General features: G+C 69.2%; 19 protein-coding genes, 1 tRNA gene and 1 other RNA gene. 5 read left to right on the top strand and 16 right to left on the bottom strand.

Annotation, left to right across the window (positions count from 1 at the left end):
* Positions 1-31 precede the first annotated feature (31 nt).
* The 4 genes from E3O60_RS03810 to ffs all read right to left on the bottom strand — a co-directional run bounded on the left by E3O60_RS03810 (position 32) and on the right by ffs (position 6,176).
* The gene (locus E3O60_RS03810; protein ID WP_103432747.1) at positions 32-1,225 is read right to left on the bottom strand and encodes an acetate/propionate family kinase; all 1,194 of its coding nucleotides are present in this window, start codon (positions 1,223-1,225) and stop codon (positions 32-34) included.
* Entirely contained in the window at positions 1,222-3,438 is a 2,217-nt protein-coding gene (pta, locus tag E3O60_RS03815) for a phosphate acetyltransferase (RefSeq protein ID WP_088455127.1), read from the bottom strand. Before pta ends, E3O60_RS03810 begins: the two co-directional genes overlap by 4 nt.
* A gap of 2 nt (positions 3,439-3,440) precedes the next feature.
* A complete protein-coding gene (locus tag E3O60_RS03820) occupies positions 3,441-5,912 on the bottom strand; it encodes a phosphoketolase (RefSeq protein WP_103459713.1) in 2,472 nt (823 codons plus the stop codon).
* Positions 5,913-6,079: 167 nt separating this feature from the next.
* Positions 6,080-6,176: signal recognition particle sRNA small type (ffs, locus tag E3O60_RS03825), an RNA gene on the bottom strand.
* Positions 6,177-6,296: 120 nt separating this feature from the next.
* Here ffs and E3O60_RS03830 point away from each other — a divergent pair.
* The 4 genes from E3O60_RS03830 (at position 6,297) to E3O60_RS03845 (ending at position 9,852) form a co-directional block, all read left to right on the top strand.
* Positions 6,297-6,384, top strand: a tRNA-Ser gene (locus E3O60_RS03830).
* A gap of 184 nt (positions 6,385-6,568) precedes the next feature.
* Positions 6,569-7,990, top strand: a complete 1,422-nt coding sequence (locus tag E3O60_RS03835; RefSeq protein ID WP_241980262.1) for an MFS transporter — start codon at positions 6,569-6,571, stop codon at positions 7,988-7,990.
* A gap of 159 nt (positions 7,991-8,149) precedes the next feature.
* Entirely contained in the window at positions 8,150-8,527 is a 378-nt protein-coding gene (locus tag E3O60_RS03840) for a YciI family protein (RefSeq protein ID WP_088455124.1), read from the top strand.
* Entirely contained in the window at positions 8,509-9,852 is a 1,344-nt protein-coding gene (locus E3O60_RS03845) for an RNA polymerase sigma factor (protein WP_134497176.1), read from the top strand. Before E3O60_RS03840 ends, E3O60_RS03845 begins: the two co-directional genes overlap by 19 nt.
* A gap of 122 nt (positions 9,853-9,974) precedes the next feature.
* Here the strand turns inward: E3O60_RS03845 and E3O60_RS03850 are convergent, their stop codons facing one another.
* Genes E3O60_RS03850 through E3O60_RS03860 form a run of 3 tightly spaced genes read right to left on the bottom strand, consistent with a single transcriptional unit; the run spans position 9,975 to position 12,281 of the window.
* Positions 9,975-10,211 (bottom strand): ferrous iron transport protein A, encoded by a 237-nt coding sequence (locus E3O60_RS03850; RefSeq protein WP_088455122.1) that lies wholly within the window; start codon positions 10,209-10,211, stop codon positions 9,975-9,977.
* On the bottom strand, positions 10,208-10,921 hold the full coding sequence (locus E3O60_RS03855) for a TrkA family potassium uptake protein (protein ID WP_241980260.1): 714 nt from the start codon (positions 10,919-10,921) through the stop codon (positions 10,208-10,210). The genes E3O60_RS03850 and E3O60_RS03855 overlap by 4 nt, the downstream gene beginning before the upstream one ends.
* Positions 10,914-12,281 (bottom strand): TrkH family potassium uptake protein, encoded by a 1,368-nt coding sequence (locus E3O60_RS03860; RefSeq protein WP_174776278.1) that lies wholly within the window; start codon positions 12,279-12,281, stop codon positions 10,914-10,916. Before E3O60_RS03860 ends, E3O60_RS03855 begins: the two co-directional genes overlap by 8 nt.
* Before the next feature lie 179 nt (positions 12,282-12,460).
* On the opposite strand from E3O60_RS03860, the gene E3O60_RS03865 reads away from it, so the two are divergent.
* Positions 12,461-13,015, top strand: a complete 555-nt coding sequence (locus E3O60_RS03865; protein ID WP_103459712.1) for a hypothetical protein — start codon at positions 12,461-12,463, stop codon at positions 13,013-13,015.
* Positions 13,016-13,060: 45 nt separating this feature from the next.
* On the opposite strand, the gene E3O60_RS03870 is transcribed toward E3O60_RS03865, so the two are convergent.
* The 9 genes from E3O60_RS03870 to E3O60_RS03900 all read right to left on the bottom strand — a co-directional run bounded on the left by E3O60_RS03870 (position 13,061) and on the right by E3O60_RS03900 (position 19,054).
* Entirely contained in the window at positions 13,061-13,843 is a 783-nt protein-coding gene (locus E3O60_RS03870) for a GNAT family N-acetyltransferase (RefSeq protein WP_134409196.1), read from the bottom strand.
* Positions 13,844-13,920: 77 nt separating this feature from the next.
* A complete protein-coding gene (locus E3O60_RS03875; RefSeq protein WP_134497178.1) occupies positions 13,921-15,294 on the bottom strand; it encodes an FAD-binding oxidoreductase in 1,374 nt (457 codons plus the stop codon).
* Positions 15,295-15,333: 39 nt separating this feature from the next.
* A complete protein-coding gene (locus E3O60_RS03880) occupies positions 15,334-15,777 on the bottom strand; it encodes a DUF805 domain-containing protein (RefSeq protein ID WP_088455119.1) in 444 nt (147 codons plus the stop codon).
* A 105-nt stretch (positions 15,778-15,882) separates the two neighbouring features.
* A complete protein-coding gene (locus E3O60_RS18415) occupies positions 15,883-16,044 on the bottom strand; it encodes a hypothetical protein (RefSeq protein WP_166788891.1) in 162 nt (53 codons plus the stop codon).
* 20 nt (positions 16,045-16,064) lie between these two features.
* On the bottom strand, positions 16,065-16,445 hold the full coding sequence (locus E3O60_RS03885) for a hypothetical protein (protein WP_088455118.1): 381 nt from the start codon (positions 16,443-16,445) through the stop codon (positions 16,065-16,067).
* 43 nt (positions 16,446-16,488) lie between these two features.
* Positions 16,489-16,920 (bottom strand): DUF805 domain-containing protein, encoded by a 432-nt coding sequence (locus E3O60_RS03890; protein WP_134409193.1) that lies wholly within the window; start codon positions 16,918-16,920, stop codon positions 16,489-16,491.
* Positions 16,921-17,004: 84 nt separating this feature from the next.
* Entirely contained in the window at positions 17,005-17,148 is a 144-nt protein-coding gene (locus E3O60_RS18420; RefSeq protein ID WP_166788890.1) for a hypothetical protein, read from the bottom strand.
* A gap of 47 nt (positions 17,149-17,195) precedes the next feature.
* Positions 17,196-17,633, bottom strand: coding sequence for a DUF805 domain-containing protein (locus tag E3O60_RS03895; RefSeq protein ID WP_088455116.1), 438 nt, complete (start codon positions 17,631-17,633; stop codon positions 17,196-17,198).
* Between the two features lie 143 nt (positions 17,634-17,776).
* On the bottom strand, positions 17,777-19,054 hold the full coding sequence (locus tag E3O60_RS03900) for a saccharopine dehydrogenase family protein (protein WP_134497180.1): 1,278 nt from the start codon (positions 19,052-19,054) through the stop codon (positions 17,777-17,779).
* Between the last annotated feature and the right edge of the window lie 14 nt (positions 19,055-19,068).

The following is a 19,068-nucleotide window of genomic DNA, read 5'->3' on the forward strand; positions in this document are numbered from 1 at the left end:
CAGCGGCCGAGCTCGTCCAGCGGCCGAAGAGTTAGATGACCGCGCGGGTTTCGCGGGCGATCTCGAGCTCCTCGTTGGTGGGGATGACGAGCACGGTGACGCGAGACGCATCCGTCGACACAACACGGGCGACGCGCGAGAACGGGTCGTTCTTTGCCGGGTCGATCTCGATGCCGAGGCCCTCGAGGCCGCGCAGGGCGCCCTCGCGGATGATGCCGGAGTTCTCGCCGACACCGGCGGTGAAGACGATCACGTCGAGGCCGCCGAGCTGGGCCATGTAATTGCCCACGTAGCCCCGGATGCGGTGGTAGTAGACGTCGAGCGCGGCCTGGGCCACGGCGTCGCCGGCCACGGCCGCGTCTTCGACGTCGCGCATGTCACCGTTGCCGGTGAGACCGAGCATGCCGCTCTTCTTGTTGAGCAGGGTGTCGAGCTCTTCGATCGACAGGCCGGCCTTGCGGTGCAGGTGGAACAGCACGGCGGGGTCGATGTCGCCGGAGCGGGTGCCCATGACCAGGCCCTGCAACGGGGTGAGGCCCATCGAGGTGTCGATCGACTTGCCGCCGTCGACGGCGGTAGCGGACGCACCGTTGCCGAGGTGCAGCACGATGGTCTTCAGCTCGCTCAGGGGACGGCCGAGGAACTCGGCAGCGGCCTCTGAGACGAACTTGTGCGACGTGCCGTGGAAACCGTAACGACGGATGTCGTGCTTGGCGGCCAGCTCGGTGTTGATCGCGTAGGTGTACGCGGCCGGCGCCATGGTGAGGTGGAACGAGGTGTCGAAGACGGCCACGTGCGGCACGTCGGGGAAGTTGGTGCGGGCGGCGACGATGGCCTGCACGTGGGCGGGGTTGTGCAGCGGGGCGAGGTCGGCGAGGTCGCTGATCTGCTGCTGAACGGCGTCGTCGATCACGGTGGGGCCGGTGAAGATGGCCCCGCCCTGAACGACGCGGTGGCCCACGGCGATGAGGTTGGCGTCGGACAGCTGCGGGCCATGCTCGGCGAACGCGGCGATCATGACGTCGAAACCGGCGGTGTGGTCGGGGATCGGCAGGTTCGCTTCCTGGCGGCCGGCCTCCGAGGCGGTGTTGGTGTGCCGGGCGTGTCCGCTGGCCTCACCGATGCGCTCGACGAGTCCGCCGGCCAGTTCGGTCTCGGTGTCGATGTCGATCAGCTGGTACTTGAACGAGGACGAACCTGAGTTGATGACGAGGATGGCGGTCATACGGCTGCCACCACCGCTGCGAGAGATGCGGCCTGAATGGCGGTGATCGCCACGGTGTTCACGATGTCCTGCACGAGGGCTCCTCTGGAAAGGTCGTTGATGGGTTTGCGTAGGCCCTGCAGGACGGGGCCGATCGCCACGGCGCCAGCGCTGCGCTGCACCGCCTTGTAGGTGTTGTTGCCGGTGTTGAGGTCGGGGAAGATGAAGACGGTGGCCTTGCCGGCCACGTCCGAATCCGGCATCTTGGCGGCGGCCACGGCGGCATCCGCTGCGGCGTCGTACTGGATCGGGCCTTCGACGGCGAGGTCGGGGCGGCGTTCGCGAACGATCGCGGTGGCCTCTCGCACCTTTTCGACGTCCGCTCCGTTGCCGGAGACGCCGGTGGAGTACGACAGCATCGCGATGCGCGGCTCGATGCCGAACTCGATGGCCGTCTCCGACGCCGAGATGGCGATGTCGGCCAGCTGTGCGGCGGTGGGGTCGGGGTTGACCGCGCAGTCGCCGTAGACGAGGACCCGGTCGGCCAGGGCCATCAGGAACACGCTGGAGACCACGGACACACCGGGGCGGGTCTTGATGATCTCGAAGCTGGGCCGGATGGTGTGCGCGGTGGTGTGCGATGCGCCGGAGACCATGCCGTCGGCCAGGCCGAGCTGCACCATCATCGTGCCGAAGTACGAGACGTCGGTGACGACGTCGCGGGCCTGGTCGATGGTGACGCCCTTGTGGGAGCGCAGGCGCGCGTATTCCTCGGCGAAACGCATCCGCAGCACGTCGTCGAACGGGCTGACGACCTGCGCCTTGGCGATGTCCAGGCCCAGGCCGATGGCGCGCGAGCGCACCTCGAACTCTTCGCCGAGAATGATCAGGTCGGCCACATCGCGGGCCAGCAGGGTGGCGGCGGCGCGCAGCACGCGGTCGTCGTCGCCCTCGGGCAGCACGATGCGCATGCGGTTCTGCCGGGCACGCTCGAGCAGGGTGTACTCGAACATCAGCGGGGTGACCACGTCGGCGCGGCTCACCTTGAGCCGGTCGAGCAGGGCGGCACCGTCGACGTGCTGCTCGAACAACGCCAGGGCGGTGTCGTGCTTGCGCTGCGAGTCGGCGGCCAGGCGGCCGCGGGTGTGGGTGATACGGAGGGCCGCCTCGTAGGAGGCCAGGTCGGTGCGGATGATCGGCACCGACGGGGCGAGGCCCTTCATGAGCTGCTCGATCGACTCGGGCAGCGCGAAACCACCGACGAGAACCACGCCGGCCAGCGACGGGAAGGTCGCGGACGAGTTGGCCATCAGGGCGGCGAGGAGCACCTCGGGGCGGTCGCTGGGGATGACGACGACAGCGCCCTCGGCCAGGCGGGGCAGCACGTTGACCATCGACATGGCGGCCACGACGACGCTGAGCGCCTCACGGGAAAGCAGCTCCGGGTCACCCTGCACCAGGGTGCCGTGGGTGGCTTCGAGGATGGTCTTCATGCTCGGGGCCACGAGGAACGCGTCCTCGGGGATGGCCCAGACGGGCACAACGGCGGCGTGCAGCGCATCCGCGGTGGCCGGGGTGTTGTCGACGCCCTCGCGCACCGCGGCGATGAGGCCGTTGAGGTTGGCGGGGTCGGCGCGGTTGACCACGACGCCCAGCAGCGAGACGTGCTCTGACGCGAGTTCGGTCAGGGCCACATCGGTGAGCTGGCGGATGTCGTCACTGGTGCGCGGTTCGCTCTGGCCGAGCTGGTCGCTCTGGTTGAGCCCCTCGCCCTGACCGAAGGCCACCCGGCCGGCCAGCACGAGCAACACCGGCACGCCGAGGTTCGCGGCGATGCGGGCGTTGTAGGCCAGTTCGGTCGGGCTTCCGACGTCGGTGAAGTCGCTGCCGATGACCACGACGGCGTCACACTGCGCTTCGACGGCCTTGTAACGGGCCACGATGCGCGCCAGCGCGGCATCCGGGTCGGCGTGCACGTCGTCGTAGGTGACGCCGACGCACTCGTCGTAACTGAGCGCCGGCTGCGCGACGGAGTGGGTACCGACGGGCTTGCGGGCCTGCAGGTGATTGAGCAGGAGTTCCAGCACATAGTCGGGCTTGTGCTTGGAGCGAGCGATCGGACGGAAGACACCCACCCGCTCAATGGAGTGCAACAGGGTGTCAAGAACACCCAGGGCGATAGTAGATTTGCCGGTATTTCCCTCGGCGGAGGTGATGTAAATGCTTCGAGCCACGGTTATACGTTATCCCCGCCGGTGGTATCTAGTGCGCGCGCAGCGGCTGCCGCGGCATCGTTCCCAGCCCACACCCAGTCGGTGACCTCGGGAATGTCTTCTCCGTGATCGCGGGTGTACTGCCGGGCACGCAGGCGGGCATCCTGCATCTGCTGGCGAAGCAGTCCGGCACGGGCTCCGAGTCCGGGCACCCGGTCGATGACATCCATCACCAGGTGGTACCGGTCGAGGTCGTTGAGCATGACCATGTCGAACGGCGTCGTCGTCGTCCCGTTCTCCTTGTACCCGCGGGCGTGCAGGTTGCCATGGCCGTGGCGCTTGTAGGTGAGCCGGTGGATCAGCCACGGGTAGCCGTGGTAGGCGAACACGATGGGCTTGTTCGCGGTGAAGTAGGCGTCGAACTCCCGGTCGCTCAGGCCGTGCGGGTGGTCGTCCTCGCTCTGCAGGCGCATCAGGTCGACCACGTTGACCACGCGCACGCTGAGGTCGGGCATGGCCTCGCGCAGGATCTTGGCGGCGGCGAGCACCTCGAGGGTGGGCACCTCGCCGGCGGCGGCGAGCACCACGTCGGGTTCGGTGCCGGGAATCTCGGTACCGGCCCACTCGAAGATGCCCAGGCCCCGCTCGCAGTGCGCGACGGCCTGATCCATGGTGAGCCAGTTCGGCGCCGGCTGCTTGCCGGCGACGACCACGTTGACGTAGTCGACGCTGCGCAGGCAGTGGTCGTAGATCGACAGCAGGGTGTTGGCGTCGAAGGGCAGGTACACCCGCACGACGTCGGCGCTCTTGTTCACGACGTGGTCGATGAAACCGGGGTCCTGGTGGCTGAATCCGTTGTGGTCCTGGCGCCAGACGTGCGAGGAGAGCAGGTAGTTCAGGCTCGAGATGGAGCGGCGCCACGGGATCTCGCGGGTGACCTTGAGCCACTTGGCGTGCTGGTTGAACATCGAGTCGATGATGTGGATGAATGCTTCGTAGCAGTTGAAGACGCCGTGCCGGCCGGTGAGCAGGTAGCCCTCGAGCCAGCCCTGGCACTGGTGCTCGCTGAGCATCTCCATGACCCGGCCCGCGCGGGCAAGGTTGGTGTCTTCGGGCAGGTATTCGCCGTTCCACTGCTTGTCGGTGGCGGCGTAGACGGATGGTGCGAGCCGGTTGGATGCGGTCTCGTCCGGTCCGAAGATGCGGAAGTTGTCCGGGTTCTGGCGGATGACGTCGGCCATCCAGATGCCGAGCACCTTGGTGGCCTCGTCGACGGTGGCGCCGGGGGTCGGCACCTCCACCGCGTAGTCGCGGAAGTTGGGCAGCTTGAGCTCGCGGCGCAGCAGCCCGCCGTTGGCGACGGGGTTGGCGCTCATGCGCAGGTCGCCGTGCGGGGCGAGCGCGGTGATGTTGGCGGCGGGGGCGCCGGCGTCGTCGAAGAGTTCCTCCGGACGGTACGAACGCAGCCAGGATTCGAGCACGTCGGTGTGCGACTGGGTGTCGCGGGCGTTGACGAGCGGCACCTGGTGCGAACGCCAGGAGTCTTCCACCTGCACGCCGTCGATGACGGGCGGGCAGGTCCAGCCCTTGGGGGTGCGCAGGATGATCATCGGCCAGCGCGGCCGGCTGGTATCGCCGGCGAGGGCGGCGCGCTTGATCGAGGCGATTTCGTTGAGCACCTCGTCCATGGTCTGCGCCATGCGCTGGTGCACGGCGAGGGGGTCTTCGCCGTCGAAACCGCCGGAGACGATGTGCGGGTTGTGGCCGTAGCCGCGCATGAGTTCGAGCAGTTCGCTCTCGGGGATGCGGGCCAGGATGGTGGGGTTGGCGATCTTGTAGCCGTTGAGGTGCAGGATCGGCAGCACGACGCCATCCTGCAGCGGGTCGACGAACTTGTTGGAGTGCCAGCTGGTGGCCAGCGGGCCGGTTTCGGCCTCGCCGTCTCCGACGACGGCGGCCACGAGCAGGTCGGGGTTGTCGAACGCGGCGCCGTAGGCGTGGCTGAGCGCGTAGCCGAGCTCACCGCCCTCGTGGATCGAGCCGGGGGTCTCGGGTGAGGCGTGGCTGGGGATGCCGCCGGGGAAGGAGAACTGGCGGAACAAGCCCTTGATGCCGTCTTCGGACTGGTCGATGCTCGAGTAGACCTCGGAGTAGGTGCCGTCGAGGTAGGCGTTGGCGACCATGCCGGGCCCGCCGTGGCCGGGGCCGGTGATGTAGAGGGTGCTGATCTCGCGTTCGCGGATGACCCGGTTCAGGTGCGCGTAGAGGAAGTTGAGGCCGGGGGTGGTTCCCCAGTGGCCGAGCAGCCGCGGTTTGATGTGCTCTTTCTGGAGCGGCTCCCGCAGCAGCGGGTTGTCGAGCAGGTAGATCTGCCCGACCGAGAGGTAGTTCGAGGCTCGCCACCACGCGTCGACGCTGGCGAGAGCTTCGGCGCTCAACGCGTGCGGCAGGCGGCTGGGCCAGGTGAATGAGGTGGCGTTGGACGAATGAACCATCACGGACTCCAAGTGCTCTATGGGCGCCACAGGCGCCGTTCAAGTCTAGGAGCGACGATTCCTGCTCCGGGGGGACGTTGGTCCCCTTTGCTCGCCGGCGATAGGGCTAGGCTGACCGGTTCGCATCCGGGGCGCACTCGGGGGCGCATCCGGGCAGCATCCGGGCAAAGTAAAACTCCTCGCGCACCCACCAGAGCCCAGTTACCCTTGCTACGTTTCCGTCCTGGGGGAGTTGGCTGAGATAGCGCCACGCGAGGAGCCATTGCCAGTTTAGGGCGTCCGGGCCCCGGGCCCAAAACCGGCGGTTTGGTGACGTGTCACTCGGGACCCCCGGAAGCAGGTAAGATTTTCCCTGGTCGTTGTCTTCACGAATCGATCGGCTCAGGAGAATTCGCCTAGTGGCCTATGGCGCACGCTTGGAAAGCGTGTTGGGTGAAAGCCCTCGGGGGTTCGAATCCCCCATTCTCCGCCAGTGAAACGCCCGCTTTCGAGTGGGCGTTTCCGTTTTAACGCCCAACTGTTGCCGAAGCAACAGTCAGTGCGAGCCGGAACGGTTCGGCGGGTGTGCGGCGAGCCGCTGTCGACTGTCGGCCAGCGTTGGGGCCGCATCCGCTCGGGTTGACCTCAAGCACGGTTGAGGTCTTACTATCGCTCTCGTGCCCATCCCCTCCTCGCCGCCTTCGGTCCCCCTGCGCCCGGCCTCGATCTTCGGCCGGGAGTACGTCTGGGTCACCGTCGGGATCCTCGCGCTGATCTTCCTGGCCGCGTTCGAGGCCTTGGCCGTGACCACGGTGATGCCCATCATCAGTGCGGCGCTGGACGGCAACTCCTTGTACGCGCTGGCGTTCTCCGGTCCGCTCGCCGTGGGCGTGGTGGGCATGGTGGCCGCGGGCAACTGGGCGGACCGCGCCGGGCCGGTGCCCGTGGTGCTGACCGCCGTGGTGCTGTTCGTGGTGGGCCTGGTGATCGCCGGCACCGCCGCATCCATGCCCGCCCTGATCGTGGGACGCCTGGTGCACGGCCTCGGTGGCGGGGCGCTGAGCGTGTCGCTGTACGTGGTCGTCGCACGGGTGTATCCGCAGCGGATGCATCCGGCGATCTTCGGCGCCTTCGCCGGCGCCTGGGTCGTGCCGTCGCTGATCGGGCCGTTCATCGCGGGTCTGGTGGCCGAGTACACCAGCTGGCGGTGGGTGTTCCTCGGCGTGGTGGTGCTGGTAGCGGCGGCGATGGGGATGCTGCGGCCCGGGCTGGTTGCGATCGCGGCGGCGGAGCGGGAGCGGCCGATCGGTGTGCGGGAACCGTGGCGGCTGTCGCGCACGCTGTGGTCGCTGGGTGCGGCGGCGGCGGTGCTTTGCGCGTCTATGGCGGCGCAGCTGCCCGGCGCGCTGCTGTGGGTGGGCACCGGCGCCGCGTTCGTGCTGGCCGGGGTGGCGCTGCGTCCGCTGCTGCCGGCCGGGACGCTCCGCGGCCGGCGTGGACTGCCCGTGGTGATGACGATCCGCGGGTTGGTGTCGGGGGCGTTCCTCTCCACCGAGGTGTACCTGCCGGCGTTGCTCACCGGCGAGTACCGGCTCTCCCCCGTGTTGGCCGGGCTGGCGTTGAGTTGCGCGGGGGTCACCTGGGCGCTGGCGTCCTGGTTGCAGGGGCGGTATGCCACGGTGCTCAGCGATGCGGGCAGCATGCTGCTGGGCAGCGCGTTGCTGCTGGTGGCGATCGCCGCGTCGGCGCTGACCAGCGCCCTGGGCCTGGCGCCCGCTGTCGCCATCGCCGGCTGGGCCGTTGCCGGGGCCGGCATGGGCACCCTTGTGCCGCGGCAGAGCGGCCGGGTGCTGCGGCTGTCGGCGCCCCAGCAGCAGGGCTTCAATTCCTCCGCGCTACTGATCGCCGACTCCATCGGCGCGGCGCTGGCCCTGGCGGCCACGGCCGTGGTGTTCGTGGCCTTCGCGCCGCTGGGCGGCACCGCCACCTACACGGCCTCGTTCACGCTCTCGGCACTGCTTGCGGTGGGCGGCCTGCTGCTGGTGGGCCGGGTCGGGCGTGACGCGGCGCCCGCGACCGTTGCGGTTCCGTCCGCCTGAGCCGCGCGCCGGCAGCAACTGTTGCCGAAGCGGACAAATGGTCCCGGTGCGCCGGGCGCACTTGTCCGCACGGGCAACAGTTGCGGGGCCGATGTCGATTGGGGACTGGTTCAGTCGTCATAGGGGTGTCAGTATCCGTAACGCGTGAAAGGACAGCTCATGCAATATTCGCTTCTCGTCATCAGCCAGGAGTCCGGGGACGCCGGAATCACCGAAGAGGACATGGAATGGGGCCGGGCGGCGTTCGACGCCTACGGAAAGGCCCTCGACGCGGCGGGCGTGCTCGTGTCCGCCGACATCCTGCAGCCCGTGTCGGCCTCGACGACGGTGTCGCTGCGGGATGGCGCCCTGCAGATTCAGGACGGCCCGTTCGCCGACACCAAGGAACGTCTGAACGGCACCTTCGTGATCGAGGTGCCCGACCTCGACGCCGCCCTCGACTGGGCCGGGAAATGCCCCGCCGCCCAGTACGGGGCGATCGAGGTGCGCCCGTCGGCGATCGTGTTCACCGACGGCGAATGGCACCAGGTAGCGTGACCGCCCTGGCGCGGGCGGAATTGGCCGCCCGCGCCTCCTATGGGCGCCTGCTCGCCGTGCTGGCCGCGCCCACCGGCGACATCGCGGCCGCCGAAGACGCGCTCTCGGACGCCTTCGAGCGTGCGCTCATCACCTGGCCGCGCGATGGTGTTCCCGACAATCCGGAGGGATGGTTGCTCACCGTGGCCCGCAATCGGCTCAGGGACCTGTGGAAATCCGCGGCGGTGCGGCTGAGTACTCCGCTGGCGGAGGGCGCGCTCGACGGCACCGCGCGGGACGGCGCCCGATCGACAGTGAACGGACCCGGGCGCACGGGGCCGGACGCCTGGGTCGGCAGCGCCGGCACGGTGGGGATTGATGCGCTCGAGTCCCTCGACACCGAGGCGATTCCCGACAAGCGCATCGAGCTGCTCTGCGTGTGCGCGCACCCGGCCATCGACCGGGCCGTGCGCACCCCGCTGATGCTGCACACCGTGCTCGGCCTGACCGCGGCCGACATCGCCGCCGCATACGCCGTGCCGGAGCAGACCATGGCGCAGCGGCTGGTGCGGGCCAAGCGGCGCATCCGCGCCACGCGCATCCCGTTCGTGCTGCCGTCGCTCACCGACCTGCCCCAGCGGTTGCCCGCCGTGCTCGAGGCTGTCTATGGCGCCTACGCGATCGACTGGGCCAGCGCCGAGCCGGATGCCCGTGCCGTGCCGGACTCGTTGGCCGGCGAAGCACTGTACCTGGCCGAGACCCTCGCCGCGCTGCTGCCCGAGGAACCGGAGGTGCTCGGCCTGGCCGCCCTGATGGCTCTCTCGATCGCGCGGCTGCCGGCCCGGATGAGCGGCACGGGTGAGCTCGTCGCCCTCGACGACCAGGACCCGGCTCTGTGGGACACCGCCCTCATCGAGCGCGGGGAGCGCTATCTGCGGCGCGCCCAGCCGTTGGGCCGGATCGGCCGGTTCCAGCTGGAGGCGGCGATCCAGTCGGCGCACTGCGACCGGGCGCGCTCGGGGGTGACGGACTGGGCGGCGCTGAAGACCCTGCACACCGCTCTGGTGCGCCTCTCCCCCACCGCGGGCGCCCGGGTGGCGCTGGCCGCGGTCATCGGCGAGGTGGACGGGCCGACGGCCGGGCTCGACGTGCTCAACGCGGTGGCCCGGGACCGCCCGGACACGGCGTCGTTCCAGCCGTTCTGGGCCACCCGGGCGCACCTGTGCGCCGAGGCCGGGCGGGTGGCGGATGCCCGCGCCGCGTACGACCGGGCGGTGGAGCTGGCCGGCGATGAGCGGCTGCGCGCGGCATTGCGGCGCCGGGCGGGGGCCCTGCCGCCCGGTTGAGCCGCAACCCGTCCGCGGGCCGCGCCCAGTTCACGCCCCGGCAACAACTGTTGCCGAAGCGGGCTTCTGCGCCCGGTGCGCCGGACGCAGAAGTCCGCACGGGCAACAGTTGTCGGGCGGGGCTACTCGCCGACGTGGCGGCGGGGGCGGGGTGGCGGGGGCGGCGGCACCTCTTTGGCGGCGACGACCTCTGCGAGCGCCAGCGTCAGTGTGCCGCGCTTGGTCTCCACTGTGCAGTGCGTGGTGTCGCAGGAACGCAGGTAGCCGAGGGCATCCGTGTAGCCGCCGGCGATGCGGGTGCGCACCACGACCCGGGTGCCGAGGGCGGTGCCGGTGAGAAACTCGACGGGACCCGTCACGGCAGTCGGCTGAACGATTCGACGCGCTCGGTCTGCCCGGCTACCAGGATGATGTCGCCGGCGAGAATCACGGTCTGCATGGTGGCGTAGCTCCAGCCCTGGCCGGCCCGGTGGAACGCCGTGACGGTGATCCCGTGCACCGTGCGCACCCTGGTCTCGCTCAGCGGTTTGCCGAGGATCTCCTGGGGCGGGGCGGTCTTCACCAGGGCGAAGTCCTCACCGATGTCGATGTAGTCCTGCATCACCCCGCGCACCAGGTGCGCGACGCGCTTGCCCATGTCTTTCTCCGGGGAGATCACGTGTTTGACCCCCAGCTGACGCAGGATCTCGCCGTGCGGTTCGCTCACCGCCTTCGCCCAGATGTTGGGGATGCCCATCTTGATCAGCAGCGACGCCGTGAGGATGTTCGCCTGGATGTCGCTGCCGATGGCGACCACCACGCTGCTGAACTCCGGCACCGACAGCTGCCGCAGGGTCTCCTCTTTGGTGGAGTCGGCCCGGACCACGTGGGTGAGCAGCCGGTTGTGCGCCTGCACGATCTCCTCGTCGCCATCGATGCCGAGCACCTCGGTGCCGCTGTCCATCAGTTCCAGCGCGAGGGCGCTGCCGAATCGGCCGAGGCCGATGACCACCACGGAGTCCTCCTCGGCCAGGCGGGCGGTCTGCCGCTGGCCGAACAGGGAATACGATGACGACCTGAACTTAGCCAATGATGGGCCTCTCTTTCGGGAGTTCGTACGTTACCGGGTGCTCGCGCAGGGCGAGGGCGGAGGCGAAGGTGATCGGCCCGAGCCGGCCGATGAACATCAGCATGATCAGGATGGCCTGACCGGCCGGCGGCAGATTCGCCGTGATGCCGGTGGACAACCCGACGGTGCCGAACGCCGAGATCGCCTCGAACAGCAGCACGTCGAGGGTGAGGTCGGTGAGCACCATCAGAACGGCCGTCGACGCGACGACCACGAACACGGCCAGGAGCACCACCGAGATGGCCTGTCGGTGCACGGCCCTGGACAGCCGCTTGCCGAACACGTTCACCACACCGTCGCCGCGGATCTCGGCGACGAGGATGAAGTACAGCACCGCGAAGGTGGTGATCTTGATGCCACCGGCGGTGCCGGCCGGGCCGCCACCGATGAACATCAGCACATCCATGCCGAGCAGGCTGGCGGAGTCCATCGCCCCGATGTCCACGCTGTTGAACCCGGCGGTGCGGGTCTGCACCGACTGGAAGAAGCCGACCAGGATCTTCGCCGGCCAGTCCATCGGGCCGAGCGTGGCCGGGTTGGACCATTCGACGGCGGTGATGTACACCGTGCCGGCCACGAGCAGGGTGATGGTGCCGGCAAGCACGATGCGGGTGTTCATGCTCCACAGGAGCGGCGACCGCAGGTGCTTCCGCAGTTGCACGATCACCGGGAAGCCCAGCCCGCCCAGGATCACGGCCGCCGCGATCGGTAGGCAGATGAACGGGTCGACGGCGTAGCTGATCAGGTTGTCACTGAACAGCGCGAAGCCGGCGTTGTTGAACGAGGACACCGCGTGGAACACCCCGAACCAGATCGCCCGGCCGAGCGGCTCGCCGTAGCCGAACAGGAACCGCAGGCTGAGCAGCACCGCCACGACACCCTCCACGATCAGCGAGATGGTGACGACGCCGAGCACCAGGCCCTTGACGTCCTCGAGGCCCACACTGCGCACCTCGGATGCGGCGGTGACGCGGGAGCGCAACGACAACCGTCGCACCACGGCGAGCCCGATAACCGACGCGAAGGTCATCACGCCGAAACCGCCGATCTGGATCAGGACCAGGATCACGACCTGGCCGAACGGGGTCCAGAAGGTTTCGGTGTCGACCACGGTGAGCCCGGTGACACAGACCGCGGAGGTGGCCGTGAAGATCGCCTCCGCGAACGACGCCCCGCCGGGGCCGACCTTGGCGATCGGCAATGAGAGCAGTCCGGTGCCGAGGAGGATCGTGAGGGCGAAACCCGCGGCCACCGCCTGGGCGGGGTGCAGGCGGAATCTCGGCCGGCCGAGGCCCGGCCCCGTCTTCGCCCGCGAGTTCACTGTGTCACTCTACGACCCTTGGGCGACCCCGTGCGCACGCGATTTTCGCCCTGCCCTATCGCGCGTACCCCCCGAACGGTGTCTACTGGGTTGCCGGGGCATGGGGCATACTCTGTAGTACACCGGGGGGAGGGGATACGAGGGTGGGCAAAATCACGGGTACGGCCTTGCGTGTGCAAGTGCTGCGACCCCACGGGCATCTGCTGCGTCAGACGACCCTCTCGATACTGGCCTTCTTCGCCCCCGTCTTCGCAGTCCTTTACTGGCTCACCATCCCCCTCGGGGAGTGGATTCCGGTCCTCATCGTGCAGCTGTTGGTGATGCTCGGGGCCGCCGTCGGCATCGTCGGTTTTCTGCGCACCTGCGTCTGGGTCGACGACACCGGCATCTCCGAGCGGGGCTTCTTCGGCCAGGTGACAAGTTTTCCGGTGGAGCAGGTCGCCAGTGTCGTGGTTCTCGAGCTGTACCAGAGCGGCGCGATCGACACGCACCCGCAGCTTTTCGTGACCGGCGCCGACGGTCAGCTCCTGGTGCGGATGCGCGGACAGTTCTATTCTCGCGGCGCGATGGACACGGTCGTGGACGAGCTGGGCGCCCCCGTGGTGCGTGTGCCGGACCCGATGACCCTCACCGAGCTCAACCGGCTGCGCCCCGAACTCCTGTACTGGTTCGAACGCCGGATCACCGGCCGGGCACCGCAAGACTTCGACCCGGGCGCCGACCTCGGCCGTTGACGGTTCCTCCATTCCCCCGGGTTGAAGTGCGGCGGCGGCCGGACCCTAGCCGAGCGGGTCGCTGGCGTCGGTGGTGAAGACGTAGTCGTTGTCCGCCGTGAGCTCGGGGCGGAGTTCGCGGCCGAGCGCCTCGGCGAAAACCAGCCTGGAGTCCTCCCGGCGTCGGGCGGCGCCGACAGGGTCGTCGGCCCGCAGCTGCTCGAAATCCACGTCGAGCGGCCAGCTGGTCACGGCGGTCCAGTCCCGGACGGGTCCGCCGGCGAGAGCGTGCAGCACCCTTGGGGAGTTCAGACTCCAGCGCACCTCGAACCTGTCGCTGCGGTCGCTGCCCGAGATGACGTCGTCGAGCCGGCCGTAGAAATCGGGTAGGAACCCGGTCACCTCGGCCCCGAGCTTGACCAGGTTGAAGTGCGCGTTGCGGCGGATCAGCGGGTCGAAGGTCCAGCGCATCTCGGTGATGCCCTGCTCGAGGCACAGCGCACGCTGAAAGAGTTTGAGGGCGTAGCCCACGCCGCCGCCCCGGTGCCACGGCACCACCGCGGCCATGTGCGAGTGCAGGTGCACCCCGTCGGTCCAGCCCAGGAACCCGAGCGTCGCGCCGACCGGCTTGCCGTGCTGGGTGGCCAGCAGCACCGGGTTTCCCGCGAAGTCGAGCGCGAGCAGCATCGCCCGGTCGGGGCTGCGCCCCACCCCCCAGGTGCGTTCGAAGAGGCCGATGATGCCGTCGAGGTCGCGCGGTTCCGCCGCTCGCACCGTCACCGCGGCCGACGCCGCGGCGATGGTGGCCAGCCTGTAGGCCTCGGTCACGCTCTGCTCAGCAACGCTCATTCCACGAGTACACCACAGGACGGCGCCTGAATCGAGGGCCGGCGGGGGCGAGGCGCGGGCGGCGGGCGGATGCCGAGCTAGTGGCCGCGGCCGGAGACCCGGTCGGCGAGGGTCGCCAGGCGCGAGGTGCTGCGGCGGCGGGTGAGCTCGGCCCGGTCGGCGTGCGTGTAGGCCTGGTACAGGGCGGTCACGGCCAGCCAGCGCAGCGGCTCCGGCTCCCAGTTGCGCACCCGGTGGTTCACCCACGGCAGCGCCGTCAGGGCGCTCTCGCGGCCGAGGATCAGGTCGGTGAGCGTGCGGCCGGCCAGGTTGGTGGTCGCCACGCCGGTGCCCACGTAGCCGCCCGCCCAGGCCAGACCGGTCTGCCGGTCCAGGCCCACCGTCGCGGCCCAGTCGCGGGGAACGCCCAGCACGCCGCTCCAGGCATGCTCAATGGCCGCATCCGCGGTGCCGGGGAAGAACCTGTGCAGGATGCCGGTGAGCGCCTCGATGGTGCTCGCCGGGGTCTGGCCGTCGGAGTCGGTCTGGGAGCCGAACCGGTACGGCACCCCACGGCCGCCGATGGCGATGCGGTCATCCGCTGTGCGCTGGGCATACATGTAAGCGTGCGCCATGTCGCCCAGGGTGGCCCGGTCGTCCCAGCCGATGCCGGCCCAGACGGCGGCGGGCAGCGGTTCGGTGACGATCAACGAGGAGTTCATCGGCAGCCAGGCCCTGTGCAGTCCGGCCAGGCCCGCGGTGAAGCCCTCGGTGGCGCGCACGATGAACTCGGCCTGCACGGTGCCGTGTTGGGTGCGGGCGGTCTGCGGGGTGATCTCGCTCACCCGGCTGTCGTCGTAGATCTCCACGCCCAGCGCCAGGACGGCGCGGGTGAGCCCGGCGACCAGCTTGGCCGGCTGGATGCGCGCGCAGTGCGGGTGCCACATCGCGCCGGTGCTGCCGGCGACATTGATGCGCGCCGTGGCGGCCTCGGCGCTCAGTAGCTCGACATCCGTGTGCGGCCAGGCCTGCTCGGCCTGCACCGCGGCCTCGAGGCGTCGCTGTTGCGGCCTGTCGTAGGCGACGGTGAACTCGCCGCCCTTGACGATGTCCGCGTCGATGCCCTCGACCGCGGCGACCCTGATCACCTCGTCGACGGTGTCGTTCATGGCGGCCTGGAAACCGGCGGCCGCGTCACGGCCGTGGCTCCGCAGGTACTGTTCGCACCCACCCGTGACCGAGTTGGTCAGCCAGCCGCCGTTCCGGCCGGACGCGCCGTAGCCGGCGAAACGCTGCTCGAGGATCACGATGCGCAGCTGCGGGGCAGCCTTCTTGAGGTAGTAGGCGGCCCACAGGCCGGTGTACCCGGCGCCGACGATGCACACGTCGGCGCGGGTGGAACCGGGCAGCGGCGGCCGCGGCGCCGGCCGGCCGATCTGGTTCCACCAGAAGGAGACGTCTCCGTTGATCATGGCCGCACCGTTCACCGCATCCGTTGACCGGGGCCGGGCTCAGGACAGGGTCTGCGTGGGCTGCCAGGCCGGGGTTTTGGAGCCCAGCTTCTCGACGGGGTCGAACCGGGCGCCGGCCGGCTTGCTCGGGAGTAGGGCGAAAACCAGGGCCACCAGGGGGCCGAAGCCGGGGATGACGGTGAGGAAGTAGAACCAGCCGGAGAAATCGATGTCGTGCAGCCGTCGCACGAAGACCGAGATGTTGGGGATGATCACGCCCAGGCCGAACACCAGGATGAGAAGGCCGCCGACGATGGCGGTGGGTTTCGGTTCCTCGAACGGAGGCGGGTTGATGATCACGGGGAGGAACCCGACGGCAAAGATCACCAGAACTACCACGACCTGAAAGAGCTGGAACCACCAGTACTCGCTGCGTGTGGCCCGTCCGGCGAAGGTGGCGTAGTTGCGGAAAACCGACACGATGGCCGCTTTCGGAGTGAGCATTGTGAATCCCCCAGGATGTCGCGCTGTGCCTCGGACAAGGCGATCGCGTGGCTCACCCTAGCAGGGCATCAGCCCGCGCGCCGCGCGGTGGCGCCGACCCGCAGTTCAGTCCAGGTCGGCCGGCAGGCCGAACGCCTTCTCGCCCGCCTCGACCATGGGGAACATCGACTGCTGGAAGATCCAGCCGGCGAACGGGATCACGAAGATCGCCGGCGCCAGCAGCAGCGGATGCCCCACGAGGACAGCGCCGACCGCAGCGAGGGCCACGATGCCCTGTAGGACCAGTGCTATCGCCGCGCCGCCTCGGGTGCCGTCGGCGGCACGGGTGCGGAAGAGGTCTCCGGCTCCTCCGACACGCTCGCGCCGGCAGCTGCGGCCGGGCTGTCAGACGAGCTGTTCTGTACGAAGGCGGGCCGCGCCATGTCGCCGATCTGGGCCTCCGCATCCGCCCAGTCGAACGCGTCGCCGCTGGCAGCGGCACGCCCCTCGAGGGCGGGCAACGCGGCGTCGGCGAGGTCGAGCCGGCGCACCTCCGCGAGGTGCACCCGCGCCGCCGCGGCACGGCCGGCATCCAGGAGCAGGCCGGCCAGATGCATCCGCAGTGCGGCGTTGTCGGGCGATGCGGCGACGGACTGCCCGATCAGGTCGATAACTGAGCTGTCTGGCATGGCGTTTTCCCCCTGAACTGAGCCGAACCCCGAGCCCAGCGAATTAGCGCAGGCCCGAGCCCTGGAAGGAGAGTCCGGGAACGCTGGGCTGTCGGTCGAACCGGGCGCCGGCGGAGTTGCTGGGCAGCAGCGTGAAGACCAGCACAACGACGGCTCCCACGAGCGGGAACAGGGCCAGCAGGGCGAACCAGCCGGAGAAGTTCGCATCGTGCAACCGCCGCACGAGCACCGCGAGGCTGGGCAACAGCACGCCGATCGCGACGATCGGGGCCACCAGCATGAAGACGAGCTCGAAGTTGTGCGAGGGATACCCGTTGCGGTCGGTGCCGGTCGGGATCAGCTGCAGCAGCGAAAGCGCCACGAAGACGACCCAGAGGATCAGCCCGAACCACCAGTATTCGCTGCGCGGCGCCCGGCCGGTGAAGTCGGCGTACTTGCGGAAAACGGAGGCAATCGCCGCGGCGGGTGTCAGCATGGGGGTCTCTTTCGTCGGCTTCAAGAAGTCGGCGCAGGCCGACGGAGGCCGTGCGCCCCCACGCTCAGGCTACCGGTAGCCGGTCTACTGAAAGAGGAACAGCAGGGTCGTGGCTCCGACGGTGATGGCGACCAGGGAGAGGATCAACACCCAGGTGAGCCCCTTGAAGTTTCGGAGTTTGCCCATGAAGCCGACCGGGCGGCCGTCGTAGTCGTCGTTGTCATTCATGGGGCGACTCTAGCGCCGCAGCTCGGGCGTGGCCTGTGCGGCCGACGTCAGGAGAGCGTCTTGCTCGGGTTCCACGCCGGCGTGGCGCTGCCGGTGTTTTCGACGGCGTCGAATCGGACGCCGGCCGGCTGGCTGGGCAGCAGGGCGAAGATGAGCACGACCAGAACACCGGCGTACGGGATGCAGGCCAGGAAGTAGAGCCAACCGGAGAAATCGCCGTCGTGCAGGCGACGCACATACACCGTGATGTTCGGGATGGCGAGACCCAGGCTCAGGAGCAGGGTGACGCCAATGGCGATACCCATCGACACGGGCATCTCGCCGCGCTCGGGTGTGCCGATGCCGAGACCGCCGAGCAGGACCACGACGGTGAACAGCACGGCCTGGAACAGGGCGAACCACCAGAATTCGCTGCGCGGAGCCCGCCCGGCCAGGGTGGCGTAGTTGCGGAAAACAGACTTAATGGCCGCTTGCGGAGTCAGCATGGTGTTCTCAAATCCCCCATTTGATAGGCCGTCCAGAGGGGACGACCGCAGGGGATCACCCTAGCAGCGGCGCCGAACGGGCCCGGCCCCGGCATCCGCGGCCTGCTGCGATTGACTTGCGGATGCCGGCGAGCCCGGGCGGGTCAGGCGGCGGGGGTACGTTCCTCCAAGCCCCAGGGCTGGCCGTAGCCGGCGGGTTCGGGGGCACTCATCAGGTCGAGGTAGGGCTGCGCGTCGAACGCCTCCGGCCCGAGCACCCCGGTGCCGGCCCACACTCCGGTCGCGAGCAGTTCCAGGGCGATCGCGGGGTTCAGGGCGGTCTGCCAAACCACGCACTGGGCGTCGTACTCCGCCATCGTCCACTCGTTGTCGCTCACGTGATAGAGGTAGACCTCCCGCGGCGCGCCATCCAGGCCGGTACCGGTCACCCAGACGCCGGCGCAGGTCTTGCCCGTCATCCGTGGGCCGATCGTGGCCGGGTCGGGCAGGCTCGCGGCCACCACGTCGCGCGGGGCGACCATCGCCGGGCCGTCCGCGGTGCGCACCCGCACCGGCGCGACGCTGTCGAGGCCGAGTAGGTGCAGGGTGCGCAGAACCCCGATGAACTCCTCACCGAGCCCGTACTTGAAGGTGACCCGCTTCGCGTCCAGCCAGCGGGGCATCAGCAGCACCTCTTCGTGCTCCACGTTCACGCACTCCACCGGGCCGATGCCCTCCGGGAAGTCGAACACCTCGGGCTCGCTGAACGGCGGCGTCGTGAACCAGCCGCGGTCCTTCTCGAAGATCACCGGCGGGTTCAGGCACTCCTCGATGGTGGTCCAGATGCTGAACGACGGCGCGAAGATCTCGTTTCCGGCTTCGTCGCGCACAACCAGGTCGGCGCCATCCCGGGTGCCGAGCTCGTCGATCTCGCTGAACAGGTGATCGGACGCGTACCGGGCGAAGACGTCGCTCAGGCCGGGCTCCACGCCCATGCCCACCAGCGCGAGCCGGCCGCTGGTCTCCCAATCACTCGCCTGTTCGAACTGGTCGTCGCCGAGCTTGATGCCGGTCTGCGCGTGCGGGTCGGTCGGATGCGGCTCGCTCAGGCTCATCGCCATGTCGAGGTAGTCGGCGCCGGCGGCCAGCGCACCCGTGAAGATGCTCTGCACGAACTTCGGTTCCACGGCGTTCATCACGTGGGTGACCCCGTGCTCGCGTGCCACCCGGGTCACCACCTCAGGGTCGGATGCGTCGATCTGCGCCGCTGTGAACCGGGCGGCGGTCTCCCCGCCGTGGCGGGCGGCGATCGACGCGATCGTGCGCTCCGCCCGGCCCAGGTCGTAGTCGCTCACCACGACGTGCTCGTAGAAGGAACGGCGGGCAATGATCTTCGCGAAGGCGTCACCGACGCCACCGGCACCTACGAGGAGGATTCTCATGACCCGACGCTAGC

The sequence above is a fragment of the Cryobacterium sp. TMB1-7 genome (assembly GCF_004402435.1).
Lineage (GTDB): Bacteria > Actinomycetota > Actinomycetes > Actinomycetales > Microbacteriaceae > Cryobacterium > Cryobacterium zongtaii.

Excerpts from the sequence above, each read along its gene's own strand:
- E3O60_RS03840 (WP_088455124.1), top strand. The coding sequence starts at position 8,150 with ATGCAATATTCGCTTCTCGTCATCAGCCAGGAGTCCGGGGACGCCGGA.
- E3O60_RS03890 (WP_134409193.1), bottom strand. The coding sequence starts at position 16,920 with ATGCTGACACCCGCCGCGGCGATTGCCTCCGTTTTCCGCAAGTACGCC.
- E3O60_RS03845 (WP_134497176.1), top strand. The coding sequence starts at position 8,509 with ATGGCACCAGGTAGCGTGACCGCCCTGGCGCGGGCGGAATTGGCCGCC.
- E3O60_RS03820 (WP_103459713.1), bottom strand. The coding sequence starts at position 5,912 with ATGGTTCATTCGTCCAACGCCACCTCATTCACCTGGCCCAGCCGCCTG.
- E3O60_RS03885 (WP_088455118.1), bottom strand. The coding sequence starts at position 16,445 with ATGCCAGACAGCTCAGTTATCGACCTGATCGGGCAGTCCGTCGCCGCA.
- E3O60_RS03875 (WP_134497178.1), bottom strand. The coding sequence starts at position 15,294 with ATGATCAACGGAGACGTCTCCTTCTGGTGGAACCAGATCGGCCGGCCG.
- E3O60_RS18420 (WP_166788890.1), bottom strand. The coding sequence starts at position 17,148 with ATGAATGACAACGACGACTACGACGGCCGCCCGGTCGGCTTCATGGGC.
- E3O60_RS03895 (WP_088455116.1), bottom strand. The coding sequence starts at position 17,633 with ATGCTGACTCCGCAAGCGGCCATTAAGTCTGTTTTCCGCAACTACGCC.
- E3O60_RS03900 (WP_134497180.1), bottom strand. The coding sequence starts at position 19,054 with ATGAGAATCCTCCTCGTAGGTGCCGGTGGCGTCGGTGACGCCTTCGCG.
- E3O60_RS03870 (WP_134409196.1), bottom strand. The coding sequence starts at position 13,843 with ATGAGCGTTGCTGAGCAGAGCGTGACCGAGGCCTACAGGCTGGCCACC.
- E3O60_RS03880 (WP_088455119.1), bottom strand. The coding sequence starts at position 15,777 with ATGCTCACTCCGAAAGCGGCCATCGTGTCGGTTTTCCGCAACTACGCC.
- E3O60_RS03810 (WP_103432747.1), bottom strand. The coding sequence starts at position 1,225 with ATGACCGCCATCCTCGTCATCAACTCAGGTTCGTCCTCGTTCAAGTAC.